The following is a 17663-nucleotide window of genomic DNA, read 5'->3' as shown; positions in this document are numbered from 1 at the left end:
GCTTCCGCGCCGCCCGGCTCAGGCCGCCGAGCGCTTTCTGTGGCGATGCCGCCAGCGCGACGGCGTATCGCCCGCGAAGCGCTTGAACACGCTGGCGAAATGCGCCTGCGTCTGGAAGCCCACGTCCATGGCGACGTGCACGATCGGATGGTCGGTTGAGGCCAGCAGGTCCTGCGCGCGTTCGATGCGCCGGCGCAGCAGGTAGTCGTGCGGACGCTGGCCGGTCGCGGCCTTGAACTGCGCGGCAAAATGCATACGCGTGAGGCCGGCGGCTTCGGCCAGGTTCGCCAGCCTGACGGCGTCGGCCAGGTTTGCCTCGATGTATTCCGTCGCCTTGCGCAGGCGCCACGCGGCCAGCGGTGCGGTGGCCGGCGTGCCGCACCGCGAAGGCGGTGCAGTGTGGCCTTTCTGCTCCGGATGCTGCGCGACGGCTGCCGCTTCGAAGGTTGTCGTGCTCATTTCGCCATGCCTTCCTTTATTTTGATACAGACCTGTCTCATTTGTAATGAATACAGATCTGTCTGTCAAGGCGGCGCGCAGTGGTACGCTAGAGCTCATCAGATCGTCCGGCACCACCCGGTTTCCTGTCCTATAATCATTGACAACACAACGATTGATCGAGCAATCAAATGACGCCGCAGCTACAAAGCGACCACGCCAACGGCCAAGTCCTCCCATTCCGCGAGTCTTTGCTGGCCATGCTGGGCGTCGCCTTCGTGGTGATGCTGGTGGCGCTGGACCAGACCGTGGTCGGCACGGCGCTGCCGACGGTGGTGGCCGAGTTGCAGGGCTTCGAGTACTACGCGTGGGTGGCCACGGCCTACCTGCTGACTTCGGTGATCACCGTGCCGATCTTCGGACGGCTGGGGGACTACTACGGGCGCAAGCCGTTCGTGCTGGCCTCGATCGTGGTGTTCTCGGTGGCCTCGGCGCTGTGCGGCATGGCGCCGAGCATGCCGTTCCTGGTCCTGGCGCGCGCGCTGCAGGGCATCGGTGGCGGCATGCTGGTCGGCACGGCCTTTGCCTGCATCGCCGACCTGTTCCCGGATTCGCATGTGCGGCTGCGCTGGCAGGTGATGCTGAGCGCGGCGTTCGGCATTGCCAATGCCGTCGGTCCTTCGCTGGGCGGGGTGCTGACGGAGGGCTACGGCTGGCGCGCGGTGTTCTACGTCAACCTGCCGGTGGGCGTGCTGGGGTTGTGGTTCGCGTGGCGCTACCTGCCGCACCTGCGCCAGCAGGCGCACAGCGGGCCGATCCGGGTGGACTGGCTGGGCGCCTTGCTGATTGCGGCGGGGCTGGGCTGCATGCAGTTGAGCGTGGAGCTGCTGCCGGAGCGCGGCTTCGATGCCTATACCGGCGGCCTGCTGGTACTGGCCGCGGCCGCGCTGGTGGCGCTGTGGCACTGGGAGAAGCGCTGCGCCAACCCGATCCTGCCGGTGGAGATGTTCCGCAACCCGGGGCTGGCGCCGCTGTTCCAGTTGTCGGTGTTCGCCGGGTTCACCATGTTCGCGCTGCTGCTCTATGCGCCGTTGCTGTTCCAGGGTGGCTTCGGCCATTCGCCCAAGGAGGCGGGCCTGCTGATTACGCCGCTGGTGGTCTGCATCACCATCGGCAGCATCGTCAACGGCCGCATCGTCACGCGTATCCGCCACCCCAATGCCATGCTCTATGCCGGCTTTGGCATGCTGGCCGTAGCGTGCCTGGGGCTGTCGCAGGCCACGCGCGGCATGCCGCACGGGCTGCTGATGGTGATCATGCTGGTGGGCGGGCTGGGGCTGGGTTTCATCATGCCGAACCTGACCGTGTTTGCGCAGCAGACCGCGGGGCGCGAGCACCTCGGCATCGCCACCGCCATGCTGCAGTCCCTGCGCATGGTGGGCGGCATGGTGGGCACGGCGATCGTCGGCACGCTGGTCACGCGCAGCTACACCGGTGGCGTCGACCATGTGCTGGCGGCGGCCAACGCGAGCCAGTGGGCGGCGCGCATGGCCGACCCGCAGGTGCTGATCGACAAGGCCTCGCAGGCGGTGCTGCTGGGCCAGCTCGGCCAGGCCGGGCACAATGGCGCGCTGCTGCTGGAGCAGGCGCGCGTGTCGCTGGTCAGCGCCATCCACCTGGGCCTGCTTGCCGCCGCGGCCGCGGCGGCGTTCGGGGTCTGGCGCGCGCGCCAGGTGCCGCCGGTGAAACTGATGCGCACACCTGCTCCGGCGATGGCGGCAGACTAAGATACGGGCCTGCAACGCACCCCCTTAGGAGAACGGATGGAACTGGAGCGACAAAGCGTGGCCGTACTGCAGCAGTTCGGGCGCACCTACCGCGCCTACGCGGCGGCGTTCGAGCAGCGCATGGGCCTGCCGCTGGCGCGCTGGCGCATCTTGCATGCCCTGCACCTGCAGGACGATGCGATCGCGCAGAAGGCGCTGGCCGACCGCGTCGGCATGGACCCGGGCGCACTGACGCGCCAGCTCAAGGCCATGCAGGAACTCGGCTGGGTGGAGCGCTCCACCTCCGAGCGCGATAACCGCGTGACGCATGTCACGTTGTCACGGGAAGGGCAGCGGATGGTGTCGCAGATGATGCCCGTGCGCTCGGCCTTCCTCGAAGACGTGCTGGGCGAGGTCACGCCTGCCACCGTGCAGGAGCTGTCGCACGGCCTGGCGCAACTGGAAGCCGGCATCGCGCACGCGCAGGCACGCGCGGCGGAAGCGGCCGACGCGGCCTGAAGCCTCGCCGACGGCGCCGCGCAGATTCAGGAAGCCGTCAGCAGCATGCCCTTGAGCGCCGCGAACTCGAACAGCTCGCGGTCATTGGTGACGCCGAGCTTGTGCATGGCGCAATTCTTCTGCCGGCTGATGGTCTTGACGCTGCGGCACAGCAGGTTGGCGATCTCGCTGACCGAACGGCCGGCCAGGTACAGCCGCAACACTTCCATCTCGCGCGCGGAGAGGCGGTCGGCGCTTGCCTGGCCTGGCGCGACCGGGTTGCCCGGATCGCTCCATGGCCGACTTGCCGATGTAGTGGAAGCCGCGCTGGATGCGGTACACCACGGTGACCAAGTTCCGACAGCGGTGAATCCTTCAGCAGCAGGCCATGCACATGGGTGTCGAGGATGGCGCGCAGCACCAGCGGGTTGGTGATCATGGTCAGCACGATCACCGCGAGCGACGGATGGCGCCGCCGCAGGCTGGCCAGCAGGCGCAGCCCGTCGCTGTTGCCCTCTTCCTGCGCGGGCATGTGGTAGTCGGTGATCACGACATCGGGACGCAGCACCTCGACACTGTTCAGCAGCGCTGTCGCGCTGGTCACGCTGCCGCAGACTTCCCAGCCGGTCTGGGTACGCAAGCGGTCGGCAACGGCCGCGCTTACCTTGCTCCTCGGTTCTTGTTTGCGGCGGCGCCTGCGACCGCGCCGGCCTCAAGAAAACGCCGCACGTCGGCAGACGTGCGGCGCAAGATCGACGCCAGACAAAACGGCGCCTGACAGCTGCGTGCATTGCCGCAGGACCGGGCCAAACGGGAGACGGCCGGCGTGCGCCAATGCCAGGGCAGGATACCGGCCGCGCTTGCGGGCGAAACTAGGATGATTCGCAAACCGCGCCAGGGCGGGGGGCGCGGGGCATGCGGCGCCGGACAAACTCGCGCGAGTGTAGTGCAGGCCCGGGGTTCGGAAAAATGTCTCAGGACTGCAATAAACGGCCGGCCCGCAGGCGCGTCCGGCCGCTCGATGTCAGGCCAGCACCGGCTCGGTCTGCGCGGCCGGGCGGCCCTTGCGGCGGCCGTCGATGGCCTTGAGCGGATCGCGCAGCACGGCGCTGCCCACGTCCATGATGTCGCGCAGCACGCCTTTGTCGCGGGCTCGTTCGGGCGACCAGAAATGCAGCGCGGCCCATTCCGGGAAGCTGCTCGGCGGCGCCAGCAGGCGCGTCTTGCGCTCGCGCGTGACCAGCGGCACGTTGAAGTCCAGCACCGGGCAGATGCCGCCGGCCGCATGCAGCAGCGTGATCTGCGTATGCCAGGATGGCACCACGGTCTCGCGGTGCCCGGGCGTGCTGGCCTGCCGGCTCAGGAAGGCGCGCAGCGGGCTGCCGGCCTCGCAATCCTCCTGCAGCAGGATCCAGTCGCTTTCACTGTCGTCATAGCTGCCTTCGCGCGTGGCGCTGACCAGCCGGCGCGGCGTCGCCATGATGTTCTGTTGCCGCACATGTTCGGGGGCGTGCCCGCCGTCGACGACGAAGGCGCAGTCCAGTTCGCCGGCATCGAGATGGCTGGCGAGCGCAGCATCGGCAATCACCGGGCGGGTGATAAAGCTGTCATGCGGGAACTGCTCGCATAGCGCGGTCAGGATCTCGGTGATGACGGGGTCTCCGATCGATGACGAAAACCCGATGGAAACCCGCCTGCCGCCTTCCTGCCGCCTGCTCAGGCCCGACGCGCCGGGCCGCACCAGCTGGTTCCATTTGGCCAGGATCTGGCGCGCGGTCTGCTCCAGGCGCAGCGCATGCGGGGTGGGCTCGAGCATGCCGTTGCGCTTGACGAACAAGGGATCGCCGGTGATTTCGCGCAGGCGCGCGAGGCTATAGGCGACAGTGGGGACGCGCCCCTGCGTGCAGGCCGCGACGGCGTTGAGGTCGCGGTACTCCATGACAAGGACAAAGACGTGCAACAACTTCGTACTGACGTGACGCATTCCGACTTCTCCCGATTCATGACTTTGTTTTGGTTTTTAGTTTGTCTGATGCGTACGGTGCTGCGCGACTAAGAAGCGCAGTAGCGGCCGAAGCCCGGACACGCGCAGGGGCGACTGTCCGGCTCCTGGTGTGCGCGGCTGGCATGAAGTGCCGGTGCGGCAATGTCGCCGGGTGAGCGCGGTCCAGGCAGGATGCGATGCAAAAGCATGACACGACTCCTAGATGTCTGACTTGCGTGTCGACAAATGGCGCAGTGACTCTTCGATCCTTCAGGCCTGGTGCTTGCCGGCAGCGTGAGGACGCGCACCTGGGCGGGGTAAGGCCTGGTGCGGGCTGCCGGGCCGCCATCTCTGCATGCGCTGCGCGCATCGCGATTGGCGTGCCAAATTTAGTTGATGCCGAGGAATCTTAATACACGCATGGCAAAAGTCATAGAAACTTGATTTGATGACAGTCTTCTAATTTCGTTTTTTCGGCTTTGTCTGAACATCCGGACATGGCGGGAAATGCGGAAACAAGTGGATGGAATAGGCTCTCGCGCGCTGCCGCGCAGCCGGCCTTGCCGGGAGTAACACCGGTGAAACAAAGTGAGCTCCAATTTGGCATAACAAAATATGCGCGGGAAAGATGCCGCAATGCCAGCGCAATGGCGCAGGCCTGCAGGCCTGGCGACGGATTGAATGACCAGCTGGAATCTCTCGCCTGCGCCAGGTCAACCCATTGTGGGAATCAGCCGGATCCCTGACTGGCACCGATGCCGGCATCCCCGGCCGAGAAAATTTTCTTAACTCGGATCGCGAAGACACTGAATTGCCTTTTGCCGCGCGCGTGGGCTAACGTACCGCCAGAGTCGGCACGGTTGGTGGCGCGGCTGGTGGCGCGCGTGGCGCCGCGCATGGCGCCGTGTGAAGCGGAGAAATTCGTGAACAGACGGTATTCAGAAGAACAGATCCGCAGCTACCTGGCCGAGGCGGCCAGCGGCGTGCCGGTGCGCGAGTTGTGCGCGCGCTACGGCTTCAGCGATGCCTCGTTCTACGGATGGCGCGCGCGCTACGGCCAGCCAAGCCAGGGCGATGCGCGCGACGGGCGCAAGCTGCGCGAGCTGCAGGAAGAGAATGCCCGGCTCAAGAGTATGCTTGCGGACGCGCTGCTCAAGCTCGAGCTGCTGCGCAACCGTACCGGCCGCCGCAACGGCAACAGCAAGGATCGCTAGCGGCGGACGGTTTCTCGCAACGCACCGTGCCGCGACCCGTGCATCCTCTACGCACCGCGCACGGCTCAGGAGTGCTGGTTTGACGAAGTTTCTGTTCAAGGCGGGCATGCTGGCATGCGCCGCGATCGTGGCTGTTCCGGTGTTGGCCGCAAGTGCAAGTGATACGAAATCGGGTGCGGCAACCGGCGCTGCGGGTAGTGCCGCTGCCGCCGGCACGCCGATGGTGGCACCGCCCCCGCCACGGATGCTGGATGAAGCCAACGCCCTGGTGGAAGGCACCGACGGCACGTTGTCCGCATCGCAGCGCCAGCACTGCCAGTCATTGCTGGACAAGATCAATGCCCTGCCCGCGGGGCCGCAGTGGTCCGAGGGCAAATCGTCGGTGACCACCGCCGACGGGCGCAACTACCCTGCGCTGGAGCGCCAGGCCGACCGCAAGCGCCTGGAAGAAGCCTATCGGCACGAGTGCACGCAGCAACGTCGCTGAGTGCGCAACCCGGGCCGCAGGCCGTGACTACCTGCGCAGATTGTGGAGAGCGAACATGCAACGTTTCAGACACCTCTTCGCATGGTGCCTCGCGCTGATGCTGCTGGCGCCGCCGGGCACCGCGCAGGCGCAGTCCGGGCTGAGCAAGCCCAGCTCGACCAGCTGACCGCACCGGTCGCACTGTATCCGGATGCGCTGCTGTCGCAGGTGCTGATGGCGGCCACCTATCCGGCCGACGTCGCGGCCGCGGCGCAATGATCCAAGTCTAACCCCAGCCTGTCGGGCGATGCCGCGACCAATGCGGTCAGCAACGAGTCGTGGGATCCGAGCGTGCAGTCATTGGCGGCGTTCCCCTCGGTGCTCGACATGATGGGGCGGCAGCCGCAGTGGGTGCAGTCGATCGGTGACGCCTTCCTGGCCCAGCCCAACGATGTGATGGATTCGGTCCAGCGCCTGCGCACGCACGCGCAAAAGGCGGGCACGCTGAAGACGACCGAGCAGCAGCAGGTCGTCACGCAGACCACCGGCGGCACTACCGATCGTGCAGATCGAACCGGCCAAGCCGCAGGTGGTGTACGTGCCCTTGTACAACCCGACGGTGGTCTACGGCGCCTGGCCGCACCCGGCCTATCCGCCGGCCTACTATCCGCCGCCGCCGGGTTCCGCGTTTGCCACCGCGGTGGTGTCGAACATCGGCTTCGGGCTGGGCGTGGCGGCCGTCAACTCGTTGTGGGGCGGGTTCGACTGGGGCCATCACGACGTCAACATCAACGTGAACCGGTACAACAATATCAACGTCAACCAGCGCCTGGACGTCAACCGTGCCAACGTGAACTGGCAGCACAATGCCGCCAACCGTGGCAACGTGCCGTACAACAATGCCGCGGTGCGCGGGCGCTACGACCAGCAGCGCCAGACGGGGCTGGCCAACCGGCAGTGGTGGCGTGCATCGCGAGCCTTCCTCCCGCGACCACGCGCGAACGCGCGGCACAGTCGTTCGAGGGCCGCACCGGGCAGGCAATTCCCGGCCATGCCGGCCACGCCGGCGGGCTGGCCGAGCGTTCGAAGTCGGGTGCGGCCGGCGGCGGTGTGCAGAACCCGCGGCCGGCTGGCGCCGAGCGCCAGCGCGCGGACCAGGCCCAGGCCCGCGACCGCGCGCGCAATGCCAACCGTGACAGCGCCCTGCACGATGCCGGCAACGGCGAGCGCGTACGCCAGCAGACGCAGCGCACCTCGCTTTCGCAGCGAGAGGCGCCACAAGCGCGTCCCGCCGGGTTCAACCAGGGCCGGGCGATGGAAGGGGGAGGCGGCGGCCGGCTGCACGGCGGCGATGGCGGCGAACATTTCGGCCATGGTCGGAGGTAAATCATGACGCGCATGACGGGCAATCCCTTTCCTGCAGCCGGATGGCGCGCGCTCGCCGCCGCCGTAGCACTGTCCGCCGGCCTCTGCGCCGGCCTGCCGGCGCTGGCGCAGCAGGCCTTCCCCAGCCCCGACGCGGCGGCCGAGGCGCTGGGCGATGCGGTCGCGCGCAGCGACGACGACGCGCTGCGGCGCGTGCTGGGCCAGCAGTACGGCTCGCTGCTGCCGCCCAGCGGGATCGATCGGGATGACGTCTATGAGTTCCTTGGCGCCTGGGCGCGCCACCATGCGGTGAAGCCAGAAGGCGAGCGCCGGGCGCATCTGGAGGTCGGGGAGAGCGGCTGGACCTTCCTTGTGCCGCTGGCGCGGCACAAGGACGGCTGGGCCTTCGACCTGCGCGCCGGCCAGCAGGAAGTGCGCCGCCGCCGGCTGGGGCGCAATGAACTGGTCACCCTGGAAGCCCTGCAGGTGCTGGCCGATGAACAGGAGCGCTACGCGCAGCAGGTGGGCCAGGGCCGCTACGCCACCCAGCTAGTCAGCACGCCGGGCAAGACCAACGGCCTGTATTGGCCCGCTGCCAGCGAGCAGGACGCCAGCCCGATCGGCCCCGATGCGCTGGCGATGGTCCCGGAGGCGCCTGTCGAGGATGCCTTCTACGGTTATCACTACCGCCTGCTGCCGCCAGCCCGGGGCAGCGATGCCAAGTTTGGTTTTATCGCCTGGCCTGCCGGCTACGGCGAAACCGGCGTGCATACCTTCAAGCTTGGCAGCGACGGTGTTTTCTATCAGCGCGACCTGGGGCCAGGTACCGCGGCGCGCGCCAGGTCCATCCGCAGCTTTGCCCCCGACGGCTGGGGGCGCGTGGCGGACCAATGAGCCCTTGAGGCCCAATGACCCCGGCTGGCCGGTTCGGGCCAGCGGCGGTTCGATGCCGCAAGCACAGGGAAATTGGGCCGCCGTGGCGCCGCCTGGGGCGGGGCCGGCAGCGAGATCGGTGACAAAGGCGAAACAAAACGCCAACAACGCACGCTATCTGGCTGCGATCTCCGTTCTTTCATATCTGCTACTTAACGTTTCCGCCATTTCTGACAAAGGCGGGTGCCGCGCAACGTAGCGGTGATAGATCAGTCCGGTGTGACCCATACCGTATATGCGCGAAGTGCGCCTTGACCGCCTTGCGCCTGTGGTATGCTGCAACGCAACAACAAAGGCAGTAAGGGGGAGATTCCGTCATACGACCAGGAGTCCTCATGACCAAAAGCCTCGCCGATGACTGGCATGCGCGAATCCGGCGACTGAGCCGGGTGCAGGCCCGCACGGAAGCCCAGGTGAAGTCCTGGCTGGAACGCATGGATTCGCTGAATCCGCTGACGCCGGCGCGCCCGGCTGGCAAGCCCGCCAAGCGCCGGCCTGCCAGGCCAGCGCCCGAGCCCGGCCAGCTGCCCGGCACCTGGCAGGCGCACCGCCTGCGCCTGGCGCCGCTGCCGGGCGAACTGGTGCCGCAGCTCGCTTACCACCTCTATATCCCGTCCAAGGCGCATCGCGGCCCGTTGCCCGTGGTGGTGGTGCTGCACGGCTGTCGCCAGACGCCGGACGACCTGTCCGCCGGCACCCGCATGAATGCACTGGCAGAGCGCGAGGGCTTTATCGTTGCCTATCCGCAACAGCCGTTGCGCCGCCAGGTGCAGCGCTGCTGGCAATGGTTCGACCTGGGCGCGGCCGAAGGCGGACGCGAAGCCCAGGCAGTGGCGGCGCTGCTCGACGCGCTGGCGGCCCGCCACGATGTGCGCGAGCGCGAGATCTACCTGGCCGGCATGTCGGCCGGCGCGGCCATGGCCGCCGTGGTGGCGCTGCGCTATCCGGGCAAGGTCGCCGCCGCGGCGCTGCACTCCGGCGTGGTCATCGGCGCGGCCGATAATCCGCGCGCGGGCCTCAGGGCGATGCAGCAGGGCTCGGCCGCCGACCCGTCATGGCTGCTGGATGCCGCCGGGGTGACGCCTGGCGGCCCCGAGATGCCGGCCCTGGTGCTGCACGGCCTGGCCGACGACGCGGTGCATCCGGTCAACGGCCGCCTGCTCGCGCGCCAGTTCCTGGCCTACAACGGGCTGGAGGACCGGCTCGCCGGTGTGCCGGCCAAGCCACAGGAGGGCGCGGGCGAGCGCCCGGGCCGCTCGCATGAATACCGCTTCGGCCGCTGGAGCCGCGACCTGGTGACGCTGGTGGAAGTGGAAGGCCTGGGCCATGCTTGGAGCGGCGGCGATGCCAGCTATGGCTACCACAGCGAGATCGGCCCCGATGCCAGCGCGATGATGTGGCGGTTCTTCCGCCAGCACCGGCGCTGAGCGCAGGCGTGATCACGCACAAGCTCACACACAAGCAGCGCGCATGAAAAAGGGAGGGCACCGGGCCCTCCCTTGTCTTTCAGGCCGATGCGGCCGTCAGTCGCGCGAGCGGTCCTTGACGAACAGCGCCGTCACCATGCCGAGCATGCACAGCGCCACGACATAGTGCGCCGGCGCCAGCCGGTCGTGCTTGAGCATCAGCGTGACCACCATCGGCGTCAGGCCGCCGAAGATCGCGTACGACACGTTGTACGAGAACGACAGCCCCGAGAAGCGCACCTGCGCCGGGAACGCATTGACCAGCACGAACGGCACCGCGCCGATGGTGCCGACCAGGAAGCCTGCCAGCGCATAGAGCGGCAGCAGCAGGTCCGGCCGGGTGAAGATCGTGGTGTAGAAGGCGTACGCGCAGATCGCCAGCAGCAGGCCGCCGAAGAACAGGGTGCGGCGCGGGCCGATGCGGTCGGCCAGCGCGCCGGAGACGATGCAGCCGACGGTCAGGCACAGCGTGGCGACGCTGTTGGCCACCAGCGCGGTGCGCGCGTCAAAGCCGTACAGCTTCTGCAGGAAGGTCGGCGTCATCAGGATCACCACCACGATGCCAGCCGACAGCATCCACGTCAGCAGCATCGACACCGCCACGCCGCGGCCATGGTCGCGCACCACCGACTTCAGCGGCATCTCGGCCGCCAGCGCCTTGCGCTGCTTCAGTTCGGCAAACACCGGCGTCTCGTGCAGCCAGCGGCGCAGGTACATCGAGGCAATGCCGAACACGCCGCCGATCAGGAAGGGCACGCGCCAGCCGTAGTCGGCCAGCTCCGCCGGGGTGAACACGCTGTTGATGCCGGTGGCCACCAGCGAGCCCAGCAGGATGCCCGCGGTCAGCCCGGCGGTCAGCGTGCCACAGGCGTAGCCGACATGCCGTGCCGGCACGTGCTCGGACACGAATACCCAGGCGCCTGGTACCTCGCCGCCGACGGCCGCGCCTTGCAGGATGCGTAATACCAGCAGCAGCACCGGCGCGGCCAGTCCGATAGACTGATAGGTCGGCATCAGGCCCATCAGCAGCGTCGGTACCGACATCAGCAGGATGGACAGCGTGAACATCTTCTTGCGGCCGAGCAGGTCGCCGAAGTGGGCCATGATGATGCCGCCCAGCGGCCGGGCTAGGTAGCCCGCGGCGAAAATGCCGAAGGTCTGCAGCTGGCGGAGCCAGTCCGGCACCGACGGCGGGAAGAATAATTGCCCGATGACCGTCGCAAAAAAGACGAAGATGATGAAGTCGTAGAACTCGAGCGCGCCGCCCAGGGCGGCGAGGGAAAGCGTCTTGTAATCCTGGCCGGTCAGCGGGCGCGCGCTGGCACTGGAATGGGCCGGCGCGCCGACACCTGCGGCGCTACTGCTGGTGGTGGACATGAATGGACTCGCATGGAAGAGATCGCATGCGAAGCGCGCAACACGGAGTACGTGGAGGGTGTGGCCGGAGGGTACAGCGCAGGTGAGGCAGGCACGGTGTGGCGGGTAAGCCGCAGGCTTGCGACGAAACGCTTCGCAAAGCCCGTAAAGATACCAGATCGGCCCGTCCCTCATTGTCTGAGTGGTTGAACAGACAATTTTGCTTTCTTTGCTTTGTATGAATCCGTTGCGATAATGTCGGCAAAAAAGTGAAATCCGGGGCACAAACTATCGTGCAGCACCGGTAAGCGGGGTCAGATCTTCTGGAACGTCATGGCTTTCAAGCAATCCATCCAGGCAGTGGCGGCGACGCCCCGTGGCCGTCTGGCTACCCGTGTCGCCAGCGGCGTGGTGGCCGCGCTCGCGGTATTCGGGCTGGCCGGCTATTTCGGCGGGCCGCCGCTGCTCAAGTACCTGATCGAAAAGAACGCCACCGAGGCGCTCGGGCGTAAGGTCACGCTGGGCAAGGCGCATGTGCGCCCGTTCGAGCTGGCGGCCACGCTCACAGACCTGACCATCTACGAGCGCGACGGCAAGACCCCCGCGCTGACGTTGGGCGAGGCCGAGGCCAATACCTCGCTGGCGTCGGTGTGGCACCTGGCGCCGGTGGTCGACAACCTGCATATCGACCGCCTGGCCGTGCGCGTGGCGCGCGGCGCCGACGGCCGCGTGAGCTTTGCCGATGTCCAGGACAAGTTCGCGGCCCAGCCGCCCAAGCCGGCCGATGCCAAGCCCGCGCGCTTCTCGGTCAACAACATTGCCGTGACCGGCAGCAGCTTCAGCTATGACGACAAGCTGCTCGATACCAGCCTGCGCGTCGACCACCTGACGCTGACGCTGCCGTTCCTGTCCAACCTGCCGCACGACGTGGAGATCGTCACCCGGCCCACGCTGAGTGCGCAGGTCAACGGCACGCCGCTGGCGCTCGACGGCGAGGTGCTGCCCTTTGCCGATTCGCGCCAGACGCGGCTGAACGTCAACCTGGACGGGCTCGACCTGACGCGCTTCATGGCGTTCGCGCCGCCGCTGCGCGATGCCGAGGTCAAGGCCGGCAAGCTCGATACGCGCCTGGCGGTGACGTTCCGCCAGCAGAAGGACACGCAGGAAATGCTGCTGATGGGCACGGCCGCGCTGCGCGATGCGGATATCCGCACGCGCGCCGGCCGGCCGCTGATCAAGACCAGCCGCCTGGCGGTCGACATCGGCAAGCTCGAGCCGCTGGCGCACCGCGCGCAACTGCGCAGCGTGGAAATCGAAGGGCTGGGCGTGGAGGCCGCGCGGCGCGCGGATGGCACGCTGAACCTGGCGACCGCGTTCCTGCCGCAGGCGGTGAGCAAGTCGACCGATGGCGTGGCGCCGGCACCGGCCCCGGCATCAGCGCCCGCCGCGGCGTCGGGCGTGCAAGCGCAGCCCGGCACACCGGCCGCGACGGCAAAGAAAGACGAGCCGTGGCGCTATGCGGTCGACCGTATCGTCGTGAAGCAGGCGAAGCTGGGGTTTGAAGACGCGCTGGCGCCGTCCGGCCCTGGCAAGCTGGCGCTGGGCCCGCTCGATGCCGAGGTCAAGGGCTTTGCCGGCGATGGCGACAAGCCCGCCCACATTGAAGCCACGCTCACCGTGGCCGACGGCCAGACCCTGCACCATACCGGCGACCTGCTGCTGCGCGACGGCACGCTGGCTGGCACGCTCGAAACCACCGGCCTGCGCCCGCAGGGCTTTGCCGCGTGGTGGCCGCGCGAGCTGCGCAGCCAGTTCGGCGAGACCGCGGTCAATGCCGAGCTGCACTACCGCATGGCCTGGGCCACGCCGCAATTCCAGTTCGTGCTGGAAAAGTCGCGGCTGGAGCTGGCGCCGCTCTATGTCGCCACGCGCGAGCCGGTGACGATGCCGGTCCCGGCGGCAGCGCGCACCGGCGGCGACACGCAGGCGCAGCCCGCCGCCAACGGCGACGCCACCCCGCGCGCCAGCCGCCGCGCGCGCGAGCGCGCCGCCGCCGACCGCGAGGGCGCCAACCTGCCGCTGCTGCGCGCCGAAAAGCTGGTGCTGGAAGATATCCAGTTCGACCTCGCCAAGCAGACTTTCGCCACCAGTCAGGTCACGCTGGCACAGCCGCAGATCGCCGCCACGCGCGACCACCGCGGCCAGCTGATCGAGATGGCGCGGCTCTGGGCCACGGAATCGGCGCAGCAGGCGCGCGCCACGCCGCGCCAGGCCGCACCGGCCGCAGCCACCGCCAACGGCGCGCCGGCCGCCGGCGTCTGGAAAGCCAATATCGGCAAGGTCACCGTCGACGGCGGCAGCGCGCGCCTGGCGGACTACCAGCCGGCCGAGGCCAACCGCGGCCGCCCGGTGATCCACGAGTTCCGCAATATCGCGCTCGCCACCGGCGCCATCGCCTGGCCGCTGACGCCGGCGGCGGTGCCGGTCAAGCTGCATGCGGAGTCAGGCCGGCGCGGCGTGATCGGCGTGGACGGCTCGGTGCTGCCGACCGTCCCGGCCAGCCGCCTGCAGCTGGACCTGCGCGAGGTGGAAATGCGCCCGCTGCAGCCCTATTTGGCCGACCGCTTCAACGCCGCGCTGCGCAGCGGCACGCTGACGGTCAAGGGCAAGCTCAACGTTGACGCGCCCACCGGCAAGCCCATCGCGGCGCAATTCGCCGGCAACGTGCTGTCCGGCAACGTGCGCACGGTCGACCGCATCAGCGGCGACGACTTCCTGCGCTGGCGTTCGCTGGCGGTGTCGGGCATCGACTTCGCGATGGACGAGAGCAAGGGCCCGATGCGCGTGAGCCTGGGCAATGTCGCGCTGTCTGACTTCTATGCGCGGGTGATCCTGAACGCCAACGGCCGCCTGAACCTGCAGGACGTGATGGCCGGTGGCGCGGCAAAGGGCGAGGCGGCGCCGTCCACCAGCCTGACGCAGGCCAACCCGGCGTCCGCGCCGGCGACGCCGCCGGTGCAGGCCGGCGGCACGCGCACCGCCCAGGTCGAGCAGAAGCCGGGCGGACCCAAGCCGCAGGTCCGCATCGGCGGGGTGTCGGTCAGCCAGGGCAACATCAATTTCTCGGACTTCTTCGTCAAGCCCAACTACACCGCCAACCTGACCGGCATGAAGGGTTCGGTGTCCAAGGTGTCGTCGGGCGATCCCACGCCGGCCGACCTGTTGCTGGACGGCCGCATCGACGACGATGCCCCGGTCAATATCAGCGGCAAGATCAACCCGCTCGGCGAGCAGTTGTTCCTGGACATCGCCGCCAAGGCCTCGGGCGTGGAGCTGACGCGGCTCACGCCCTACGCGGCCAAGTACGCCGGCTACCCGATCACCAAAGGCAAGCTGACCGTGGACGTGGCCTACAAGATCGAGAACGGCAAGCTCGATGCCAGCAACCACCTGTTCCTGGACCAGCTCACCTTCGGCGATCGCGTCGACAGCCCGGATGCGACCAAGCTGCCGGTGCTGCTGGCGGTGTCGCTGCTCAAGGACCGCAACGGCGTGATCGATGTGAACCTCCCGGTGTCGGGTTCGCTGTCGGACCCGGAGTTCAGCATCGGCGGCGTGATCGCGCGCGTGATCGTCAACCTGCTGACCAAGGCGATCACCTCGCCGTTCGCGCTGATCGCGTCGGCATTCGGCGGCGGTGGCAGTGAAGAACTCGGCTATGTCGAGTTCGCACCCGGCACTTCGACCCTGACGCCCGCGGCCAGGGAGAAGATCGGCAAGCTCGGCCAGGCACTGAACGACCGCCCCGCGCTGCGGCTGGAGATCAGCGGCCGCATCGATCCGGCCACCGACGAAACCGGCGCGCGCCGCGCCTGGCTGGACGCGCGCGTGGCCGAGCAGAAGCGGCGCGACCTGCGCGCCAGCGCCCAGGCCGGCGATGAAGCGGGCGACGGCGAGGCGGGCGAGCAGGGCGCCGAGATCAAGGTGTCGAAGCAGGAATATCCGAAGTACCTGGAAGAGGTCTACAAGCGCGCTTCGATGAAGAAGCCGCGCAACTTCATCGGCTTTACCAAGTCCTTGCCGCCCGAGGAAATGGAACGACTGCTGATGGCCAACGCTACCGTTACCGAGGCTGACCTGAGGCGCCTTGCCGAGCAGCGTGCGCTGGTAGTCAAGCAGGCGCTGGAGCGCGAGGGCAAGGTGCCCGAAAGCCGGCTGTTCTTGACCGCGCCCAAGCTGAGCGCCGAAGGCATCAAGGACAAGGGCGCGCCCAATCGGGTGGATTTTGCTATCCGGCAGTAGACGGGGTCACGCCACACATGCTGCCGTCGTGCCGTCCGTCAGCGCTTCGGCGACTACAGGCTCACGTGCCTTGCAGTCGCTGAAGCGATGCGCTTGCTGAGGACGGGCCTGTGAGCAAGGCATCCGCTTGCGAAGCCAGTGTTTCCGCTTTGTATCAGGGCGGAAATACTGCGGATAAGCGGCGATGATAGTGTCCCCCGGATCGATGACTGAATCCGGGAGGGCATGACATGGAGAACGCTGAAACGCATCGCGCCGGGGAGATTGCCGGCCCCGATCGCGCCCGCAGGGCTACGCTGGGCGCGCTCGGTGTGCTCGGCGCCCTGGGGCCCGCCGCACTGCTCGGCTGCGGTGGTGGCGAGGAGGAAGCAGCGTCTGCAACCAGTACCGCGTCCGGCAGCGATACAAGCACGGGCAGTGGCACGACGACCACCACCACAACCTCAGGGACCTGTACGACGATCTCGGAAGAGACCGCGGGGCCTTATCCGGCAGACGGATCGAATACCAATTCAGGCAGCACCGTCAATGTCCTGACAAGCACAGGTATCGTGCGGTCCGATATCCGGGCCAATATCGACGGCAGCAATACCAGGTCCGGACTGCCGCTGACGCTGACGATCAGCCTGGTGGGCAGCCGCAACGGCTGTGCCGCCCTGGCCGGCTATGCCATCTACATCTGGCACTGCGACATCAACGGCGAATATTCAGCCTACAGCGTGAGCAACAATGGCAGCCACAGTGGCGAGAGCTATTTGCGCGGCGTGCAAGTGACGGACAGCGCGGGCCAGGTGAGCTTCACCACGATTTATCCGGGCTGTTACGTCCCGCGCGCGCCGCATATCCATGTGGAGGTATATCCGAACGCCAGTGCCATTACGTCCAGCGCCAACAAGGTGGCCACCTCGCAGTTCGCGTTTCCGGATGCCGTGTCGACGGCGGTGTATGCCACCAGTGCCTATGCCAGCGCCGGCAATGCCACGCGTCGGGGATCGGTCACCAATGCAAGCGACCAGGTCTTCAGCGACGGCACATCGACGGAAATGCTGACGCTTTCGGGCGATGCAACCAGCGGGTACGCCGCCGCCATTACCGTTCCCGTGGCCGTCTGAAGCCAGGGTGTGCGCGCCTGGTCTTCCCGTACCGCGAACACACGGCTCAAACGCCCTGCGCCGTCACGTTTCGCCCCATTGCCTCAGCAGATTGTGATAACACCCCACCAGCGTCCTCCGGGCCCCCTCGTCGGCGCCGGTCCGGTTCAGGGTCTGGATCGCATTGTCCATGTCGAACAGCATCGCTCGCCGGGCATCGTCACGCACGAGGCTCTGGATCCAGAAGAAACTGGCCAGCCGCACGCCGCGCGTGATCGGGGTGACCTGGTGCAGGCTGGTGGCGGGATAGACCACCATGTCGCCAGCCTCCAGCCTGACCGAATGGGCACCGTAGGTGTCCTGCACCTGCAACTCGCCGCCGTCGTAGCTACCAAGTTCCGACAGGAACAGCGTGGCCGAGATGTCGGTGCGTAGCTTGCGGCCGTCGTACGGATGGATGCGCATGCTGCCGTCCACATGGGCGCCGAAGGTCATCCCTTCGCTGTAGCGGTTGAACATCGGCGGATAAACGATGTTGGGTAGCGCCGCGCTGATAAACAGCGGATTGCGCTCCAGCACCGACAGGATCAGCTGCTGGCACTCCCGTGCCACTTCCGAGCGTTCGTCGATCTGCTGGTTGAACTTGACCGGCGCGCCCGAGTAGCCGGCGGTGACGCGGCCGTCCACCCAGGCGTCGCCGGCCTGCTCAAGGCGCTGGCGCAGGGCGCCGACCTGTTCGGCGCTGAGAACTTTGGGGATGACGACTAGCATGGGGCTCCTGGCG

12 protein-coding genes and 2 pseudogenes are annotated in these 17663 nt (G+C 67.6%); 9 read left to right on the top strand and 5 right to left on the bottom strand.

The genetic code is table 11. The annotated features are described in order from the left end of the window. Positions 1-18 precede the first annotated feature (18 nt). Positions 19-573, bottom strand: coding sequence for a helix-turn-helix domain-containing protein (locus K307_RS46220; RefSeq protein ID WP_230625725.1), 555 nt, complete (start codon positions 571-573; stop codon positions 19-21). 56 nt (positions 574-629) lie between these two features. On the opposite strand from K307_RS46220, the gene K307_RS16705 reads away from it, so the two are divergent. Then, the gene (locus K307_RS16705; RefSeq protein WP_042879743.1) at positions 630-2225 is read left to right on the top strand and encodes an MDR family MFS transporter; all 1596 of its coding nucleotides are present in this window, start codon (positions 630-632) and stop codon (positions 2223-2225) included. Positions 2226-2261: 36 nt separating this feature from the next. Next, the gene (locus K307_RS16700) at positions 2262-2723 is read left to right on the top strand and encodes a MarR family winged helix-turn-helix transcriptional regulator (RefSeq protein WP_042879742.1); all 462 of its coding nucleotides are present in this window, start codon (positions 2262-2264) and stop codon (positions 2721-2723) included. Positions 2724-2749: 26 nt separating this feature from the next. On the opposite strand, the pseudogene K307_RS51055 reads toward K307_RS16700, so the two are convergent. Both K307_RS51055 and K307_RS16690 read right to left on the bottom strand, forming a co-directional pair. Beyond that, a pseudogene (locus K307_RS51055) lies at positions 2750-3342 on the bottom strand (response regulator). 384 nt (positions 3343-3726) lie between these two features. Continuing rightward, positions 3727-4686, bottom strand: a complete 960-nt coding sequence (locus tag K307_RS16690; protein WP_042879740.1) for a LysR family transcriptional regulator — start codon at positions 4684-4686, stop codon at positions 3727-3729. A gap of 923 nt (positions 4687-5609) precedes the next feature. Here K307_RS16690 and K307_RS48565 point away from each other — a divergent pair. The 5 genes and pseudogenes from K307_RS48565 (at position 5610) to K307_RS16665 (ending at position 10091) form a co-directional block, all read left to right on the top strand. Then, positions 5610-5900, top strand: coding sequence for an IS3 family transposase (locus K307_RS48565; protein WP_022539404.1), 291 nt, complete (start codon positions 5610-5612; stop codon positions 5898-5900). Between the two features lie 79 nt (positions 5901-5979). Further along, positions 5980-6387 carry a hypothetical protein gene (locus K307_RS16680; protein WP_042879738.1) on the top strand — a complete coding sequence of 136 codons (408 nt, stop codon included), beginning with the start codon at positions 5980-5982 and terminating at the stop codon, positions 6385-6387. 55 nt (positions 6388-6442) lie between these two features. Then, a pseudogene (locus tag K307_RS16675) lies at positions 6443-7752 on the top strand (DUF3300 domain-containing protein). 3 nt (positions 7753-7755) lie between these two features. Next, positions 7756-8625 carry a DUF2950 family protein gene (locus K307_RS16670; protein WP_042879735.1) on the top strand — a complete coding sequence of 290 codons (870 nt, stop codon included), beginning with the start codon at positions 7756-7758 and terminating at the stop codon, positions 8623-8625. A 374-nt stretch (positions 8626-8999) separates the two neighbouring features. Beyond that, positions 9000-10091, top strand: coding sequence for an alpha/beta hydrolase family esterase (locus K307_RS16665; protein ID WP_042879734.1), 1092 nt, complete (start codon positions 9000-9002; stop codon positions 10089-10091). 96 nt (positions 10092-10187) lie between these two features. Here K307_RS16665 and K307_RS16660 read toward each other — a convergent pair whose 3' ends face one another. After that, complete coding sequence (locus K307_RS16660; RefSeq protein ID WP_042879731.1) at positions 10188-11507, bottom strand: MFS transporter; 1320 nt, start codon at positions 11505-11507, stop codon at positions 10188-10190. A gap of 312 nt (positions 11508-11819) precedes the next feature. Between K307_RS16660 and K307_RS16655 the strand changes: the two genes are divergently transcribed. After that, complete coding sequence (locus tag K307_RS16655) at positions 11820-15788, top strand: DUF748 domain-containing protein (protein WP_042879729.1); 3969 nt, start codon at positions 11820-11822, stop codon at positions 15786-15788. Between the two features lie 230 nt (positions 15789-16018). Next, the gene (locus K307_RS16650) at positions 16019-16900 is read left to right on the top strand and encodes an intradiol ring-cleavage dioxygenase (RefSeq protein ID WP_042879727.1); all 882 of its coding nucleotides are present in this window, start codon (positions 16019-16021) and stop codon (positions 16898-16900) included. Between the two features lie 63 nt (positions 16901-16963). Here the strand turns inward: K307_RS16650 and K307_RS16645 are convergent, their stop codons facing one another. After that, a complete protein-coding gene (locus K307_RS16645) occupies positions 16964-17650 on the bottom strand; it encodes a Fe2+-dependent dioxygenase (protein WP_042879725.1) in 687 nt (228 codons plus the stop codon). Positions 17651-17663 lie beyond the last annotated feature (13 nt).

Origin of the sequence: Cupriavidus necator A5-1 (genome assembly GCF_000744095.1) — a bacterium.
In the GTDB taxonomy this organism is placed as follows: Bacteria; Pseudomonadota; Gammaproteobacteria; order Burkholderiales; family Burkholderiaceae; genus Cupriavidus; species Cupriavidus necator_A.
The sequence above is the reverse complement of the archived record's forward strand: the minus strand, read 5'-3'. Positions and strand labels throughout refer to the sequence as shown.